Source organism: Okeania sp. SIO2C9 (assembly GCF_010672455.1).
Lineage (GTDB): Bacteria > Cyanobacteriota > Cyanobacteriia > Cyanobacteriales > Microcoleaceae > Okeania.
In genome coordinates this window covers 234,717-251,690 of record NZ_JAAHGO010000002.1, presented here as the reverse complement: position 1 = coordinate 251,690, position 16,974 = coordinate 234,717, and the positions used below count along the sequence as shown (strand labels likewise).

The window sequence follows — 16,974 nt, the reverse complement described above, 5'->3', positions numbered from 1 at the left end:
CTTTCCTACGGAATGCTGCGCAAACAGGCAGAGGTATTAATAACTGATAACTGATAACTGATAACTGATAACTGATAACTGAAATGACCACAGCACAAACACAAAAACTAACTTTTGATAACTTCTTAGAAAAATGTCCTGAAAAAGGTATTTATGAATTTGTGAATGGAGAAATTATAGAAGTGAGAGCAACCCGAAACCATGATGATGTAGCTAACTTCCTTTTATTCTCTTTTAATGATGAAATTAGAAGACTTAATCAAAATTTGGTTGTCACTAATACAGCAGTCATCAAAACATTAAGAAAAGACGGCCTAGAACAAGGAATAAATCCTGACGTTAGTGTAATTGATCGAACTATTTGGCGTTCCAATCGTTCTGATTATAATGCCTTATAAATGCCCATTCAATTAGCAGTAGAAGTTACTTCTACAAACTGGGAAGATGACTATGTAGATAAATTAGATGAATATCAACGTTTAGGAATTACTGAATACTGGATTGTAGATTATTTAGCTATTGCCTCAAGAGCATATTTAGGAAATCCTAAAGTTCCGACTGTCTTTGTTTTTTCTCTGGATAAAAATGCTAAGTATAGACAAACTCAATTTAGAGGTGCTGAACAAATTACATCACCCACATTTCCAGAATTATCTTTAACAGCAGAACAGATATTAACGGCTTAAAAAAATTGACTTAAGAAACAGCGTTTTTTTGTAATTTACCCTTGATATTTTTGTAAGGTTGCCTAGCAGTCACAGGTTTAAACTGAGTATCGACAAACTGCACCGGATGATATGTCTCAATCCACAAATGAGCTCCACAGCGCAATGGTTTTAGTGGTCTATAAACTATACGACACGGACCATGAATTTCCATTTGATGACCCATATCGTTATGATTTGTTTGCTTCAAAGAGACTACAGGTATCAATTCCTCAATAGACACTTGAGGATTTTCTTTGATTATGTCGATATTTGCTTTGATGATATGTTGATTTACATGAATGATCGTCGGGTTTTCTCGCTTTCTATGACACCATACACCTTTAGGTCCTCTAGAACCTGGTATAACAATAGGCATCTTGCCATAAAGAGGAATTCGCCAAAATCCATTATGTTTATAAGCGCCTTTAATTCTATTCTGAGAAAGTAAAACCCTAACTCGTTGGCAACAGATACCCAATAAAAAAGCTGCTTCTCTAGTTCCAATAATAGTCATTTGCACTATAGCACTATAGTTTTTATTCTTCTAAATTCAATTATAATTTGAACTATACTATATATAAAGATAATCATAAATTAAATAAATTTTGTTACTTTGATTACATTATCTCAATAAAGTTGGGTAACTTTAGGCACATATAATTTTAGGTAAAAAATATGGCGAAAGTAGGGAGCGTATAATCACACCCTACTCGATCGCAATTACAAAAATTCACGCCCCATAAAAGCTTGCAAGACCTCCGGTATTTTCACACTACCATCAACCTGCTGATAATTTTCCAAAATAGCCGCCATAGTTCGTCCCACAGCTAAACCAGATCCATTCAGAGCGTGAACATACTGAGTACCTTTTTTCTTTCCTTCCTTAAACCGAATATTTGCCCGACGTGCCTGAAAATCTTTCACATTAGAACAACTAGAAATTTCTCGATATGTTCCCGATGATGGTAACCACACCTCCAAGTCATAACACTTAGCCGCAGAAAAACCTAAGTCCCCAGTACACAATTCTATAATTCGATAAGGTAACTTCAGTGCTTGTAAAATAGCTTCTGCATCTGCCACAAGTTTTTGATGCTCTTCTTCAGAGCGATCGGGATGCACAATTTTTACCATTTCGACCTTATTAAATTGATGGAGTCGAATTAACCCCCTAGTATCTTTGCCATAAGCACCAGCTTCTCGACGAAAACAAGGAGTATAAGCACAATGATAAATAGGTAATTGTTCCGCAGTCAAAATTTCATCCCGATACAAGTTCATCGTTGAAACTTCCGAGGTAGGTATTAACCATAGATCGTCTGCTTCACACTTAAAACTATCCTCAGCAAATTTCGGCAGTTGACCTGTAGCTGTCAAAGACTGACTATTTACCAATAATGGGGCCATAACTTCAACATAGCCAACTTGAGTATGGCGGTTGAGCATAAATTGAATTATGGCACGTTCTAATGCTGCTCCTGCTCCCATTAATGCCACAAAGCGACTTTGAGCAATTTTTACCCCTCGTTCAAAATCTAGAATACCTAGTTTTTCCCCAATTTCATAGTGGGGAATAATTTTTGGATTTTGGGGAATATATTCATCCCCCCAACGTTTAACTTCGATATTTTCTGCTTCACTTTTTCCTAAAGGTGTAGACTCACTAGGCAAATTAGGAAGAGGTAGGAGCAAAGCTTCTATTTTGGCCTTTATTTCTTTTTCCCTTGGTTCTAATTCGCTGAGTTGGATTTTGATTTGATTTCCCTCATCCTTTAAAGCTTGAACTTCAGCCCCCTTCGGGTCACTGCCTGATTTAATTTTTTCTCCTACCTGTTTACCGATCTGGTTACTACGAGCTTGGAGTTGCGATCGCTCTGTTTCCAGTTGTCGCTGTTGCTCATCCAATTCTAGAATTGGCTGTAAGTCGTAGTCTCCACGACGGTTGAGTAATTCTTGTACAGTTTGCAGATTTTCTCGAATTTGTCTAATATCTAACACAATTTTTCCCTAGACCCTTAATTTATCCCACTTAACAAAATATTACTTTAGCTCAACTATTATTCAAAAAGTAAAAATTTGAAAATCAAAACTCAAAAGTCATAATATCTATATTAATCTGTCAAAGTGAATCCCCACTGTTTTTGTCCGTAGGCAGTGATGACCACAATCTTGACACCAGTATTCGTGATGTCCTTTTCTTATATTACTGCTTCCGCACGCTGGACATTGCAATTTTCGGAAAGTTTTATAAATCTTCATCGGCAACATAAATTTTGGTGTAAGGTCGATAGTTTAAATGTTCTTCTAAAAAGCTCTCTATGTCTCCAATATAAGTGCAGTGACTATTCATGTGTCGGAGAAGATTTTTATCCTTACCGAAAAGCGACGTTGAAAGCCCCCGTATTTTAACCGGGGGATGAAAACAAGCGAGTCCTTTAGACTAGACAACTTTAGTTGTCCTGTGCTATTATTACCTACAATAACTTTTCGGTCTGCCCGTTTCAAATGTACTGTTGTCAGCAAGTTTTAGTAGGTAAAAATCCTGAATTAATTGCTATTTTAACATTCTTATGTGAACAGTCTCACAAGCTTACTAACATGGGAATATATTATGGTCGGCAATTATTTTTTAAGTCTCACAAAACTCTCGGCAAGTTTGACGCAGGAAAAAGTTTATAAGCACAACTATCATTACAAAGTTTTATATTCGCTCTTCAGCACAACAAATATTGAGAACTGTAGCTGAATCATTTCTCTCTTCAGGATGGTCTCATTATTGCCTATAGTTCAGGAAAAATCTCAGACAGACCAAGGATTTCTAACTATAGAAAAAAAGGGGTAATGGCTACAGTTAGTTACCCCAAGCAAGCATTAAAACTTAAAGATAATCAAATTAGAGTACCACGCTTAGAATACCTGTAAACGCTGGTTTGGTTTGGATTGCTGTTTAATTCCAATGCCTAGTATAAGAGCATTTTCTGCTATTAAAGAACTGAGAATATTACCGAGAAACAGATGTTTTTATTGGGAAGCGTGTCTATGAAAAAGAAACCGTAGTTAAACCTCAATTAAATCAAGATAATGTCTTAGGAATAGACCACGGTGTAAATAATTGGTTGACCTGTGTATCTAATGTAGGTACTAGCTTGATAGTAGACGGTAAACATCTCAAATCAATGAATCGTTGGTACAATAAACAGGTATCAACTATCAAAGAAAATAAACCGAATGGATTTTGGTCAAATAAACTAGCTGCAATTACAGAAAAGCGTAACCGCCAAATTCGATTTGGGTATTAATAAAGCAGCCAGAATAGTAATTGGAAGACTGTTTGTAAAACAAATCTTAAGAACAGCCAGATTTTGTAGCACCAAGTCTTCGTAACATGGTAGTCCTGTATAGTAATGGTGAATGGTGGCTGAAATGCTTGCTATACAGTTACCGAAAAAATTACAATGCACCACTACCAATTAGAGATGTATTGCATCTCTCTTGTACGCTGCTCAGGTAAAAAAAACCAAATGGACAACTTTAATAATCATTGATTCACAGGCGGTAAAAAATACTTGTAATGCCAGTATCAAGTCTAAAGGGTTTTGTTTTTACAAAGCTACCAACGGCATTAAAAGACATCTAGCAGTAGATAGTCTGGGGTTTCGTTCTTGCTCCGTCCTGTCCTTACTGTGAGGAAACCGAGAGAGCGGGCGGTGCGCTTTTTTTACTCATTGTACCTACCCATCTCCCCATCTCCCAATCTCCCAACCCCCCCCTCTCCCCATCTCCCCATCTCCCCCTCTCCCCATCTCCCCATCTCCCCATCTCCCCATCTCCCCATCTCCCAATCTCCCCATCTCCCCATCTCCCCATCTCCCCATCTCCCCATCTCCCCATCTCCCCATCTCCCCATCTCAAATGGGTTCTATACAGTCATGATCGCTGATACTTCCATGAGGTAAAATTGTATTGCACAGTTGTATTGTATCCCAGGAAATATATTCTGCTTCAATTCCTTGAAAATTTGCACCCTCTAAATGTGCTCCCTTAAAATTAACACCTGCTAAATTTGCGTTCTCAAAGTCAGCTTTTTCTAAAATTTCTCCCTGTAAATTAGCTCCTCTGAGTATTGCTCCTGTCAAACGACTGTTGCTTAACTCAGCATTTGCTAAATTAGCACCTTCCAAATTTGCATAAGTTAAGTTTGCACCTTGGAAATTTCCATTAATATCATGTCCGGATAAGAGCGTGATCAAAAAACTTTCTCTTCATTTATAGCTTAAAATTCCCTCCTCATAACTCATAACTCATAACTCATAACTCATAACTCATTACTCATAACTCATTACTCATTACTCCTCCATTTTTATTTATAACTATTCAACCGGACATGATATAACCATCTGAGCTGCCTGAAATTTTGCATCTTGAAGATTAGCGTGTTTTAGATTAGCTCGTGTCATATCATGTCCGCTGGGGCGCGTTTGTGTAAATCCAAGGGTGAATATCTACAGGAAATTTAGGTTTTTTCAACAGGACTTACCCAGAGACTCTACATATAGCGAGAAAGAATACTATTTACTCTTACAAATGGTGCTTAAAAATCAATTTGCGTAAGTCCTGTTCAAGCTTTTAAGCCTTCTTCCCTCTTCCTTCTTCCTTCTTCCTTACCTTCGCTAAAATCAATTTGCGTAAGTCCTGTTCAAGCTTTTAAGCCTTCTTCCCTCTTCCTTCTTCCTTCTTCCTTACCTTCGCTATACAATACCGATGCTACCGGACATGATATCAGTTTTGCACCTTGTAAATTTGCCAACATTAAATCAGCATTTTGGAGGCTAGCATCAGTCAAATTAGCCTCTCTAAAATCAGCATCAGGACTTACGAAATTGACCTTTAAACCACCATCTGTAGGGGCAAATGGCATTTGCTAACGCAGAGCTGCTGCTTTATAGCAGAAGAAAGAAGGAAGAGGGAAGAAGGAAGAAGGAAAAGTATTACGTTATCTGAGTTTTAAGCTTTTTATCTGTCCTAACCTTTGCTTCGACTGCTTTATATGTTGCGGAGCAAAACGCCCTCGCTATATGCAGAGTCTCTGCGTAAGTCCTGAGCATACTGAAGTTTCGATTAATTAGGGCTTGCTGATTAAATCTAAAAGCATTGATATATAAAAACTTTAGGATTTTTTGGGTCAAAAAAAGTGCCTGGTATCACGTCTAAAACGCTCAAAAAGCTAGTATTTTGGGACGATTATGGGAGAAAAATCATTCTTACAATTCTTACCCCTACCTCTTCGCTCCCAAGCCATTTATCCCCTCCTGGGAGGGGCGCGCGGGTGGGTTGTCTCTTGTCTCCTGTCTCCTGTCTGCTAGTCCTACTAAAAGACTAGTGAAGCGCAAACCCTAATTATTTGGTAATATTTTTTCTAATAGTTAATCTGAGTTGAAAACATTGAAAACTATGACTCCTGACTCCTGATTCCTGATATCATGTCCGCACTTTATCGTTTGTGTAAACCCAAGGGTGAATATCTACAAAAAATTTCAGGTTTTTTGGACTTTTAAGTCTTCTATTCTAGATAACTAAAGCCTTCTTCCCTCTTCACTTCTTCCCTCTTCCTTCTTCCTTCTTCCTTACCTTGACAATAACGATGCTACCGAACTTGATATGACTCCTAGCTGCCAGGAAAATATTACAACTTAAATAGGATTTATATATTCTCTATTCCCTTGTTCAATCCCTAAATTTTGACTAGACTGCCAACTTTTATAAGTTTCTGTATCACTAATAATATTAATATTAAATAAATCTATTCCCTCTTGCTCCAATAAAGCCAAAATTGCCAAATTTAATTTGTCATAAGAGCTATAATACTTATCTAAATTGTTAGTATATCCAATTACTCTAATCACGCGAGCATTTCTGTCTAATCCATCAAATCTCACCAGACAAGAATCATCTAAAATGTCAATTGATTTAGGAATTTGTCGAATTTTCTCATTAATATCGGCTATTTTCTGAGCTGAAATTCCGTCAATTTTAATGAATAAATCAATAGCTGCTTTCCGATTTTCAATTGGCTGTTGGCAGAAATTTTTGATGTTGCCATCAATCATTTTAGAGTTAGGAACTTTCTGGATAGCTCCCTTAAACTTTAAATAAACTGTTGTACTTCTAATACCAATTTTCGTAACCTGCCCCAAAACACCACTTGGTAGTAAAATCAAATCATTTTCACGATACAAGCTGTCACTGTAAATTACAATTGTAGCTAACCAATCACTAATAACATCCTTAAATAATAAACCTAACGTTAAACCAGCGCCACCGACTAAACCAAAGATTGCAGTAACAGAAGTTCCTAGTAATAATTCTCCTGCTTTTAAGCCAAAAATCAGGATAGCAGTAAACCTAAATAATATCGGCAGATAAGGGCTAATAATATCATCTAATTCAGTCTCAGTTTGAGCTGATAAATTACTAAAAAATTCTCCTAATATCGGAGAGATACGGTAGATAATTAGTGAAAAATTACCTACTATTGCTAAGTTAATAATTCCTGTGACTATTTGATTTAATTGGGGAGAAATAGAATCTGTTAATATTAATTGTAGAATCCACAATCCAAGTATATAGATAAACCACCCTATCGGCTGTTTAACAGATGCAATTAATTGATCGTCAAGGGTAGTTTTTGTATGACGAGTTAAAGCCTCAACTTGCTTAATTAATATTATGCTGAATAGTTCTTTTAATCCTAATATTCCTATTAAAGCCAGAGCAATAAAAAATATTTTTCTTGCTGGTATATCTAGAATTGTAATATTTATCAGACTTTGCCAAAATTTTTCCATGATTAATAAAGTCAGATTCCTTGAATAATTTAGTAGTTTTTCAGTTAATAGATAAGTATTTAGCATTCAGCTATTTTTTAGTTTTAGGCAAACGGTTGGCGATCACTCCTATCTAAATAAAACAAATTTATCTCAAAGTTAAGTAGGATTCAAAAGACACTCAGAGATCGATCCTCATATAATACAACGGTCGGCGATCGCCATTTCCAGCAAAACTTATTGCTTAATAATTTCCAAGGATAATTCCCCTTTGTTATCATCATTTAATGTACTTGAGATAGACTCTATACTACACAAATATAAATTATCTATGCTAACTAAAATTAAAGATTTAACAGCTACCCTGGCCCCCCGTATGATTGAAATTCGTCGTCATATTCACTCTCACCCAGAATTAAGTGGCCAAGAGTACCAAACGGCTGCTTATGTTGCAGGTGTGCTGTCTTCCTGTGGTCTTCATGTACGAGAGTCTATAGGTAAAACTGGTGTTCTGGGAGAACTCAAAGTTAATAGTAATAATCAATGGTTGGCTATTCGTACCGATATGGATGCTTTGCCGATTAAAGAATGTACTAATTTAGATTTTGCTTCCCGTAATACTGGCATTATGCACGCTTGTGGTCACGATGTCCATACAACTGTAGGACTAGGGGCGGCAATGGTATTATCTGAATTGGGAGAACCCTTACCAGGTAATGTTCGGTTTCTGTTTCAACCAGCAGAGGAAATTGCCCAAGGTGCAAGTTGGATGATTGAAGATGGGGCACTTGAGGATGTACAGGGAATTTTAGGAGTCCATGTTTACCCAACTATTCCAGCAGGTTCGGTGGGTATTCGTCACGGGGTACTAACTGCTGCTGCTGATGATTTGGAACTGACAATTATTGGGGAGTCTGGTCATGGTGCCCGTCCCCATGAAGCTATTGATGCAATTTGGATCGCTTCCCAAGTAATTACTAATTTACAGCAGGCCATTAGTAGAACTCATAATCCTTTAAGACCTGTAGTGTTAACAATTGGTAAGATTAGTGGCGGAAGAGCGCCAAATGTGATATCTGACCAAGTAAAAATGTGGGGAACTGTGCGATCGCTTCATCCAGATACCCATAAGGTTTTACCTGCATGGATTGAAAATATTGTGGCTAATATTTGTCATTCTTATGGCGCTAAGTATGAGCTGAATTATCGTCAGGGAGTACCATCTGTGCAAAATGACCCAGCATTGACTCAATTGGTCGAGTCAGTTTCTTTGGAAGCTTGGGGTAGCGATCGGGTTTGTATTTTACCTGAGCCTTCCCTCGGTGCGGAAGACTTTTCTATGTATCTGAAGGAAGTTCCAGGTATGATGTTTCGTTTAGGAGTGGGACACAAAGACAAACCTAACTATCCTCTGCATCATCCTCAGTTTGAGGTAGATGAATCTGCTATTGTAACTTGTGTGGTTACTTTGGCTTATGCTGCTTATAAATATTGGCATAATCGCTATTTAGGCCATTAAGGTCCTGGTTGGGGAAGAGGGAAGGATCAATTTATTATCACCAGAGAAAAAAGGGATGGGGAGTGTGGGGTAGTGTGGAAAGCACAGGATATCAAAAAAATATAGGGTTTTCAATAATGGATAATTGATAATGGATAATTGATAATTACCTCTCCCTTCCCTAAAAGGAAGAGGATTGACCAACTCCGAAAAAATTTATTTTTTTCCCCTTGAAAGGGGAGGCTTCAAGGCGCGAATTATTGAATTATTGAATTATTGAATTATTAATTTTTCGGTAAATATTCTCTAACGACAATGAATTAGCCCTGAGGGAGGAGGGAAGAAGGAAAAATATTGTGTTGTCTGAGTTTTAAGCTTTTGGTCTGTAATAATACCATTTCTGAATAGTAATGCTATATTTTAGCATATCCCTACTCCCCTTAGCCCCCATATCCCCATCTCTCCATCTCCCATCTCCCCATCTCCCCATCTCCCCATATCCCCATCTCCCATCTCCCCATATCCCCATCTCTCCATCTCCGTATCTCCTTCTCCTCATTACAAGATTTGACATAATGTAGGGCACAAAAATCAAAGGGGTTTCCTGACGGAATGCTCCGCAAACGGCAATTGCTGCAGTCAGCATTTCCTCAAAGGAATGCTCGCCAAACAGGGAGCGATCAATAGCTGAAACTGAGATAAATGCACTTGAAAAGGGAATTTTAACCCTTCTTAAATTATCCTACTTGTACAAGTCAGGGATTTCAACCCAAGCTGATAACTGACAGCTAGTTAACATTAAATTATCTGCTAACTCTCAGTCAAAAAAGGATTAAAATAGATGTAGTTAATTACATATAAGATGCTTTTAGAACTCCAGTTATTAATGCTAGAATAGAAGTAGTAACTTCAAGTCAATGGAGTTTTATACTGAACTCCTTTTTTTCTTACTTAATTAGTGAATAATTGTAATTTTTAGGAGAAATATTGTGTCAACAGAACAAGATGATCGGATTAAACAATTATTTATATTAGAAGCAGAAGAACATTTAGTTACCCTAGAAAATGGGTTGGTAGATTTGAAGTCTACAATGTCAGATTCTGAAACTATTAATGATATGTTTAGAGCAGCTCATTCTGTCAAAGGTGGGGCTGCTATGTTAGGAATACACAGTGTACAAAAGGTAGCTCACCGTTTAGAAGATTGTTTCAAAATAATCCGCGAAAATCCTGTTGATATTGACCAAACAGTAGAGTCTCAATTTTTAAAAGGATATGATACTCTCAAAGATTTAGTAGAACGTCTGCAAGGTCCCTATGGTTTGAGGGAAGAAGAGGGACAAGAAATTGTTGATAATGCTTTGCCTATTTTTTCAGAATTAGAAACTAATTTGAATACTTTGGTGAGTGGTGGCACTGTTTCTCAATCTACTGCTTCTGGAAATGGGAAGACAATATCTAAATCTAAATTTGCTCAACAAGTTAAGAGTAAGTTAAAAGAAATGTTGGAAGTGTTTAAACAGGCTGACTCTCCTGATTCGAGAAAACAGCTTACAGAGGTTTGTAATGGTTTGTTGAAGTTGGATAAAAATACAGAAATTTGGAATACTTTAGTTACATATTCTCGACAGGCGATCGCTAGTTCTAAATTGTCTTATCAAATTCTAGCTCCTGTAATTATTAAAGAACTTAATCAAGCAGGTGAGTTGATCCAAGCAGGAAAAGTACAGGAAATAGTGGAGAGTCAAGACCTTAAGGAAATAGCAACAGCTTCTGAACAGAAAAAAGTAACTTTGCCAAAAGACCCTAAAGAGGTAGTTAAATTAATTATTAAAAGTTTTAATCATAAACAGCTCGAAGCGATCGCTCGATTATTAGTTAAGCACGTTAAGTCGTCAAGAAATAATTGATTGATAATGATAATTTTCAGGGGTATCTTAAATTTTATGATATTAATATCTGGAAGATTATTGGCAATTACTTATTTCATTGTTGAGATCTTATAGATGATCATCGAAAAGGGAATAGTCAAATTATAATTAATGATTTAGGATTGCTATATCTTGAAGTTTATTATCTAGTATTGTGAATCTCAATTTAGATTCAATCTGGTCTTTCATATTACAATTGGTTGTAGTTTGAGTCCCCATCCATTTCTTCCTTCTTCCTTCTTCCTTCTTCAACAGTTTCCCTTTTTCCTTCTGCAATACTTTCCTCAAGTTTATGCAAAGCATGATTAACTTTTTCTTCTAACTTTTGAAACTGATGTTGTCGTAGGTCGCTCCACTCTGGTAATTTATTAATAAACTGCTGTAAATCAATAATTACACTTGTTAAATCATTAATTTGCTGTAATTCTGGTCGTTGTTTAAACTGCTGAGAAATCATTTCTAGCTCTGTTTGTAACAGTTTAATAGTTTGCTCCTGAATATTAAATCGATTAGACAAACTTTTCATCGTTTCCAGCAAAGGTTTAATTTTGAGATTTTCCCGATCTTCTTCTAAGTTTTTAGCAGTAGATTCAAAAAAAGCTATACTATTTTGTAACTGGGAAATCATTTGGGAAATTGACTCTTGATATTGCTCTAGTTTTCCAGTAGTATCAAATTTAATTACTTGAATTTGTGCTGCTAATTTATGTCGGTTAGCTAAATTAATTAACAGAGAGATTAAAACACATCCTACTGCATAAATAATTGGTTTATCGAATATATAATTTGCAAAAATTCCTACAACAGAAGCAGTAATAAAAATATATTCAGCAATTTCTAAAAGACTACGATGATAGAACATATTTATATATTTTTTAGTTTACTTCTCAAAATTATTATATAGCAGAAGAAAGAAGGAAGAAGGAAGAAGGAAGAAGGAAGAAGGAAGAAGGAAGAAAGAAAAATATTACTTTATGTGAGTTTTAAACTTTTGAACTGTCTTAACCTTTGCTTCGACTACTATAATAACAGTTCCCAAAAATAATGCTTTACTTCATTAAAGCTTCAGTTCTTAAGCAAGAATAATGGTTCAGCGTTTGTAACGATTATCGGTATTAAACCAAAATATCTTATGTCTTTGAACCCTATTCCCTACCATTTGTAACAAATATTTATCAAATTGGTATGATAAGGTTATGTTTTTGATAATCAAGGAATAATATTATGTCCCCACTTTATTGTTTGTGTAAACCTAAGTGTGAATATCTAGAGGAAATTTAAGTTTTTTTTCAGACTTTTAAGCCTTCTTTTATCTTCCGTCTTCCCTCTTCCTTCTTTCTTACCGAAAAATTCTGGGTATGCGCCTCCCCTTTTAAGGGGATAAAAAAAGAGAATATTTCAGATTTCAAGCCTCCTTATTGCAGAGGTACTGATAACTGATAACTGATAACTGATAACTGAAATGACCCTTACCTTAAAATTATCCCCTAATTTAACTTAGATAAAGAAATTTGTGAAGGATTATTTTTTCCTGAACTAACAGTTATAGTAATAATTTTTGCATCAATTAATCGTACTTCTTTTGGCGGTTTATCTATGCCAGGATTAATTAAATATGCAGGAAAACAAGCTGCACTTAAACTCAGTCTAAGAGCATTACCTTTCTCAATTTTTATACAAGTTGGCTGTAAAGATATTTTCACTGGTAGATCGTTAGAAATAACCTTGATATAACCTTGGGTAAAATTATAAACATTGCCGTTTGGTTTAACTTCAGATAACACAGCCGAAAGGTCAAAACTACTGGTATCTGCTGTACAATATACTTCTACATAAATATCTCCAGCTATGTGTAAATCTTCTGTTAAAAATTCAGAAGTATAAGTCAAAATATCGGTACGACAATCTAATTCTGAACGTTCAAAAGAACCTGCTGGAAATGTGGCATGACCACCTAATGCTGGAACGGGTCGCCAAGGGTCATGTACGAATATATCATCAGTAGAAATGTCAGGACAATTATCGTTGAGTTTCCCTGAATCTTCTCTCATATTTGCAAGTCCTGTACTAGCTAAATAATAAAACTGATCGTTATTACTCGGCCAGGAATTAAAATTACGCCATTCGTTACTTCCCATCTCAAATAAAGAAACAGGCGATCGCTCTAATATTCCTGTATTTATTCCTTTGAGAAATTGGTCAAACCATAATATTTGTAAATCATCTATGGGGTTAGAAGCTGTTAAACCATAATTTATAGTTCCTAGTTTTCTTCCCCAAGGAATATGAGACCAAGGACCTACTATTAATTTTTGCAGGAATTTACTACGACAAGATATTTTTTGATAAAAATTAATTGTACCTCGTAAATAAGTATCAAACCAACCACCAATATGTAGCATTGGTAGGTCTATATTTTCTAAATTTGGTGACAGATTTTGCCAGTATTCACCAGGTTGATAATTTTCTAACCATTGATGATAAAAAGAATCTGGTGCATACTTATTCATTACTTCCAATAAAGCAGGAATTGGAGTAGAAAAAGACAAATTTTTAGCAGCTCGATAGAGTTCTTGATAAGCTTGTTCATCTCCTCGTAAACGGGCAGTTTCTGTTGCTAGTTGAATTGCCCAACCCAAGTTAGTTTGTAAACGAAATGCTCCTCCTTCATAAGCCCATTCTGAATATAAATTATCAGCAATCATAGCAGGACAAATTGTTTTTAAAGCAGGAAGTTTAGCACTAGCAGCATATAGTTGAGTCATGCCTTGATAAGAGAATCCATACATCCCTATTTTGCCATTGCTACCTGGTAAATTTGCTGCCCAATTAATAGTATCAATTCCATCTTCAATTTCATGGGTAAATAGTTGAAATTCTCCTTCAGATGTACCTCTACCTCGTACATCTTGAATAATCACAATATAACCATGAGAAGCATACCATTTTGGATGAGCATAGACTACTGTGGAAGCGATCGCTCTACCATAAGGTTGTCGCATTAATAGTACTGGAAATTCACCTTTTGCATCAGGACGATAAATATCAGCATCTAGACGTACTTCATCTCTGGTAAATATTGAAGCTGTTTCTTTGGGTAAAACTTTCATTTTGGGAGTAGGCAGTAGTTCAATTCAGTTATCAGTTATCAGTAGGGTGCGTTAATGAAATGTAACACACCACCTAAATTTTAATTTTCTTAGTAATTAACAATTAATAATTGCTTCTCTTGAAATATAAGAGAATTAAAAAACAATATTTTTATTCTTTTTTATCTTTTATTCTGTAAAGTTTACCGAAAAATTGTGGGTATGCGCCTCCCCTTGGATAGGGGATAATAAGCGGTCGTTTGTGCAGCATTCCGTAGGATGGGATGGCGAGGTCAAAGGAGCCATATCCAATCGACTCCTGTGAAGAAAAATTTTCATCTCTTTGTCAATCCTCTTCAATTCATGGAGAGGTAATTATTCATTATTCATTATTCATTATTCATTATTCATTATTCATTATTCATTATTCATTATTCATTATTCATTATTCATTATTCATTGTTGAATGTAGATAAATACAGATTTTATTTTTTATTATTGGAGATGTCTTAGGAAAAAAGTATTTTTGCAAATATGAGATGCACCCTTTAATTTCTACTACATTCTCAACCAGATATTCGTACTCTGAAGCTTTGATAAAATTGCCTTTTTCTCCTTTAAAGGTAATAAAGCTGATAGCTGACTGCTGTTTGCGCAGCATTCCGCAGGAAATGCTTACCGAATAATTAATAATTAATAATTAATTATTAATAACTAATAATTAAATAATTCTGGTTTAAAGCCTCCCCTTTTAAGGGGAAAAAACGGTCGATATTCGTAGCTTCCCGTAGGGTGGGATGGATGGGTTTCCTAACCATATCTAATCGACCAAGAGAAGAAATAATATTTCCTTATATTCAATTCCGTAACGGTTTTAACCAGAGGTAATTATCCATTATCCATTATCCATTATCCATTATCCATTAATGAACTTCTTCCTTCTTAAATACAACTTGAGCGAGAAAGAACTTGCATATCTTCTTCGTCTAAATCTACTGGTATTCCACTACGAATTAGTTCGGCAAAATCTTCATTGGGTACCATAATACATAAAGCATAGAGACGAGTTAAGCCAGTATTTTCTATGACATGAATCCCTGTTGGTGGTACTAGAATACTATCACCAGCACGAATATTAACAGATTTTCCATCACATATTGCCCTTCCTTCTCCTTTAATAATAAAGAACATTTCTACCGCTAAATTATGTCGATTTGGAGGAGTTTTTCCCCCCACATCAAAAATTTCTAAACATACAGTTAAAGAAGCATTTGCAATTACAGGGTCGAAAATAATTGCTAATCGATTACTATCATGGGGACTAATACGATATGCTTGATAATCTTGGGGAGACTTAAGGACTGGAATCATGCATTGAGTAATCATTTTCTTATAGGTAATAGTGTTAACTTATTCAGGAAATTATTAGATTATCTAGCTGTGGGTTTGTTTAGACACCAGTGGCATCATAACTACTTATGTTGGCATGAAAAATTATGGTTATTATCAGGCAGGGAAGAAAAGGTTTTTGGCAATTTTATTTTTTGTTAGACCTTGATTTTTTTTTGCCTTCTTAACTTATATATATTTTTGAGTTTCATCTCTTTTTAACCTCCGTTACAAAGTGCCAATTTTTCATAATTAGTATTTGACCGAACATGAGACTTTTCAGAAAAATATTTATCTTTTGATTTTTGCTTTAATACCCCGCCCTCTACACGGTTTTACAATTGGTTGGAGTGTGAGTGACCATCCAATTTTTCTTCCTTCTTCTTTCTTCTTTCTTCCTTCTTCTTTCTTCAATTAATAGCTTCTAAAATAGTATGAGAATTTGTGACAAACCCAAAACATTGTTTCACATTATAAATAGTAGCTTGCCAACAATATTCAGGGGAAGTAGTAGCAGTACAGTCTGAAACTAAAATGCAGTCATAACCAAGAAAATTTGCATCTTGTAATGTTGCCATTACACATTGGTCTGCATTCACTCCCGCAAACAACAGAGTTGTTTTGCCCATATTTCGCAGGATGCTATCAACAGGAGTATCCCAAAACCCACTCATCCTATATTTACTCACGCGAATATCTTCTGGTTGTTGCTCTAACTCATCAACAACTGCTGCTGCCCAACTTCCTTCTATCAGTACGGGGGCTTTATTTTTTGGCAGTGGGTCGCCTAAACCTGTACCTTTACCAGTGGGGTTATACACATGGCGTAACCCAGCGCTGATATTTAGTAAGTCGGGACGGTTTCCCCAGTTTAACCAAATTATCGGGACGTTTTGCGACCGCAATTGTGGTAAGAAATTTATTAGTGGTTGAATGGGAGACCTTGCAGGTGTTACATCTACACCAATATGAGCTAACCAACCGTCAGGATGACAGAAGTCATTTTGCATATCTATGACTAAAATTACTGTTTTGGCTAAATCTAATTTAATGGTTTTGGTTTCTGTTTTGATGACAATGGATTTAGCAGGAAGAGGAGGACGAGTAATATCTGCTGTTGTTTCATCAACTTCCCAAGTATTGGGTTGTATACCTAGAGTTTCAAGAGATAAATTTTGCATAATATTATCTGGTTAATTTATCTATAAAATTACAAAGAGCATAGATGATTGTTATATGCTCTTTCTTATTTTCGTCGATCGTATATTATTAGTTGTATTACTTAATAAATTTTTAATTTCCCTATTATTGTTTGGTTGATTTTTATTTTCAAATATTTGCATTGTAGATTTAGAGAATAAAATTTTTAAGCAACAATAATATTTTTGTCACTTCTCATTACTGGGGAAATATAAAAATTTGAATTTTATCCTATAAAATTTATTTGATAAATATTTGCTATAAATATCTAGGTTATTTATTAGGAGTCAGAATAAATGGCTTCAATATCATTTTTTAGGTCGGAACTTATTTTTT

15 protein-coding genes and 1 pseudogene are annotated in these 16,974 nt (G+C 35.5%); 4 read left to right on the top strand and 12 right to left on the bottom strand.

The genetic code is table 11. The annotated features are described in order from the left end of the window. Positions 1-83 precede the first annotated feature (83 nt). A pseudogene (locus F6K23_RS02320) lies at positions 84-686 on the top strand (Uma2 family endonuclease). A 10-nt stretch (positions 687-696) separates the two neighbouring features. Here F6K23_RS02320 and F6K23_RS02315 read toward each other — a convergent pair. Further along, the gene (locus F6K23_RS02315) at positions 697-1,221 is read right to left on the bottom strand and encodes a hypothetical protein (protein ID WP_293150123.1); all 525 of its coding nucleotides are present in this window, start codon (positions 1,219-1,221) and stop codon (positions 697-699) included. 206 nt (positions 1,222-1,427) lie between these two features. After that, positions 1,428-2,705 carry a serine--tRNA ligase gene (serS, locus tag F6K23_RS02310; protein ID WP_293150121.1) on the bottom strand — a complete coding sequence of 426 codons (1,278 nt, stop codon included), beginning with the start codon at positions 2,703-2,705 and terminating at the stop codon, positions 1,428-1,430. Positions 2,706-3,730: 1,025 nt separating this feature from the next. Between serS and F6K23_RS02305 the strand changes: the two genes are divergently transcribed. Beyond that, positions 3,731-4,006: a transposase gene (locus tag F6K23_RS02305; RefSeq protein WP_367267593.1), complete on the top strand. Its 276-nt coding sequence runs from the start codon at positions 3,731-3,733 to the stop codon at positions 4,004-4,006. Positions 4,007-4,385: 379 nt separating this feature from the next. Here the strand turns inward: F6K23_RS02305 and F6K23_RS02295 are convergent, their stop codons facing one another. From F6K23_RS02295 to F6K23_RS02280, 5 genes are all read right to left on the bottom strand, one after another. Further along, positions 4,386-4,598: a hypothetical protein gene (locus F6K23_RS02295; RefSeq protein WP_375340724.1), complete on the bottom strand. Its 213-nt coding sequence runs from the start codon at positions 4,596-4,598 to the stop codon at positions 4,386-4,388. A 17-nt stretch (positions 4,599-4,615) separates the two neighbouring features. Then, the gene (locus F6K23_RS02290) at positions 4,616-4,957 is read right to left on the bottom strand and encodes a pentapeptide repeat-containing protein (RefSeq protein ID WP_293150117.1); all 342 of its coding nucleotides are present in this window, start codon (positions 4,955-4,957) and stop codon (positions 4,616-4,618) included. Between the two features lie 120 nt (positions 4,958-5,077). Further along, entirely contained in the window at positions 5,078-5,209 is a 132-nt protein-coding gene (locus F6K23_RS41385) for a pentapeptide repeat-containing protein (protein WP_367267592.1), read from the bottom strand. Between the two features lie 194 nt (positions 5,210-5,403). Further along, complete coding sequence (locus F6K23_RS02285) at positions 5,404-5,625, bottom strand: pentapeptide repeat-containing protein (protein WP_293150115.1); 222 nt, start codon at positions 5,623-5,625, stop codon at positions 5,404-5,406. 772 nt (positions 5,626-6,397) lie between these two features. Continuing rightward, the gene (locus F6K23_RS02280; protein WP_293150113.1) at positions 6,398-7,618 is read right to left on the bottom strand and encodes a mechanosensitive ion channel family protein; all 1,221 of its coding nucleotides are present in this window, start codon (positions 7,616-7,618) and stop codon (positions 6,398-6,400) included. Positions 7,619-7,862: 244 nt separating this feature from the next. Here F6K23_RS02280 and F6K23_RS02275 point away from each other — a divergent pair, with 244 nt between their 5' ends. Next, a complete protein-coding gene (locus tag F6K23_RS02275; protein ID WP_293150111.1) occupies positions 7,863-9,050 on the top strand; it encodes a M20 family metallopeptidase in 1,188 nt (395 codons plus the stop codon). Positions 9,051-9,399: 349 nt separating this feature from the next. Here the strand turns inward: F6K23_RS02275 and F6K23_RS02270 are convergent, their stop codons facing one another. Further along, entirely contained in the window at positions 9,400-9,558 is a 159-nt protein-coding gene (locus F6K23_RS02270) for a hypothetical protein (RefSeq protein ID WP_293150109.1), read from the bottom strand. A 460-nt stretch (positions 9,559-10,018) separates the two neighbouring features. Between F6K23_RS02270 and F6K23_RS02265 the strand changes: the two genes are divergently transcribed. Next, on the top strand, positions 10,019-10,939 hold the full coding sequence (locus tag F6K23_RS02265; protein WP_293150107.1) for an Hpt domain-containing protein: 921 nt from the start codon (positions 10,019-10,021) through the stop codon (positions 10,937-10,939). A 211-nt stretch (positions 10,940-11,150) separates the two neighbouring features. Here F6K23_RS02265 and F6K23_RS02260 read toward each other — a convergent pair whose 3' ends face one another. The 4 genes from F6K23_RS02260 to F6K23_RS02245 all read right to left on the bottom strand — a co-directional run bounded on the left by F6K23_RS02260 (position 11,151) and on the right by F6K23_RS02245 (position 16,619). Continuing rightward, positions 11,151-11,822, bottom strand: coding sequence for a hypothetical protein (locus tag F6K23_RS02260; protein ID WP_293150105.1), 672 nt, complete (start codon positions 11,820-11,822; stop codon positions 11,151-11,153). A 625-nt stretch (positions 11,823-12,447) separates the two neighbouring features. After that, on the bottom strand, positions 12,448-14,070 hold the full coding sequence (locus F6K23_RS02255) for a CocE/NonD family hydrolase (protein ID WP_293150103.1): 1,623 nt from the start codon (positions 14,068-14,070) through the stop codon (positions 12,448-12,450). 921 nt (positions 14,071-14,991) lie between these two features. Then, positions 14,992-15,420, bottom strand: coding sequence for a cupin domain-containing protein (locus F6K23_RS02250; RefSeq protein ID WP_293150101.1), 429 nt, complete (start codon positions 15,418-15,420; stop codon positions 14,992-14,994). A 428-nt stretch (positions 15,421-15,848) separates the two neighbouring features. Next, entirely contained in the window at positions 15,849-16,619 is a 771-nt protein-coding gene (locus F6K23_RS02245) for a cysteine hydrolase family protein (RefSeq protein WP_293150099.1), read from the bottom strand. Positions 16,620-16,974: the final 355 nt, after the last annotated feature.

Excerpts from the sequence above, each read along its gene's own strand:
- F6K23_RS02315 (WP_293150123.1), bottom strand. The coding sequence starts at position 1,221 with ATGACTATTATTGGAACTAGAGAAGCAGCTTTTTTATTGGGTATCTGT.
- F6K23_RS02295 (WP_375340724.1), bottom strand. The coding sequence starts at position 4,598 with ATGGGGAGATGGGGAGATGGGGAGATGGGGAGATGGGGAGATGGGGAG.
- F6K23_RS02285 (WP_293150115.1), bottom strand. The coding sequence starts at position 5,625 with ATGCCATTTGCCCCTACAGATGGTGGTTTAAAGGTCAATTTCGTAAGT.
- F6K23_RS02280 (WP_293150113.1), bottom strand. The coding sequence starts at position 7,618 with ATGCTAAATACTTATCTATTAACTGAAAAACTACTAAATTATTCAAGG.
- F6K23_RS02275 (WP_293150111.1), top strand. The coding sequence starts at position 7,863 with ATGCTAACTAAAATTAAAGATTTAACAGCTACCCTGGCCCCCCGTATG.
- F6K23_RS02270 (WP_293150109.1), bottom strand. The coding sequence starts at position 9,558 with ATGGGGATATGGGGAGATGGGAGATGGGGATATGGGGAGATGGGGAGA.
- F6K23_RS02260 (WP_293150105.1), bottom strand. The coding sequence starts at position 11,822 with ATGTTCTATCATCGTAGTCTTTTAGAAATTGCTGAATATATTTTTATT.
- F6K23_RS02255 (WP_293150103.1), bottom strand. The coding sequence starts at position 14,070 with ATGAAAGTTTTACCCAAAGAAACAGCTTCAATATTTACCAGAGATGAA.
- F6K23_RS02250 (WP_293150101.1), bottom strand. The coding sequence starts at position 15,420 with ATGATTCCAGTCCTTAAGTCTCCCCAAGATTATCAAGCATATCGTATT.
- F6K23_RS02245 (WP_293150099.1), bottom strand. The coding sequence starts at position 16,619 with ATGCAAAATTTATCTCTTGAAACTCTAGGTATACAACCCAATACTTGG.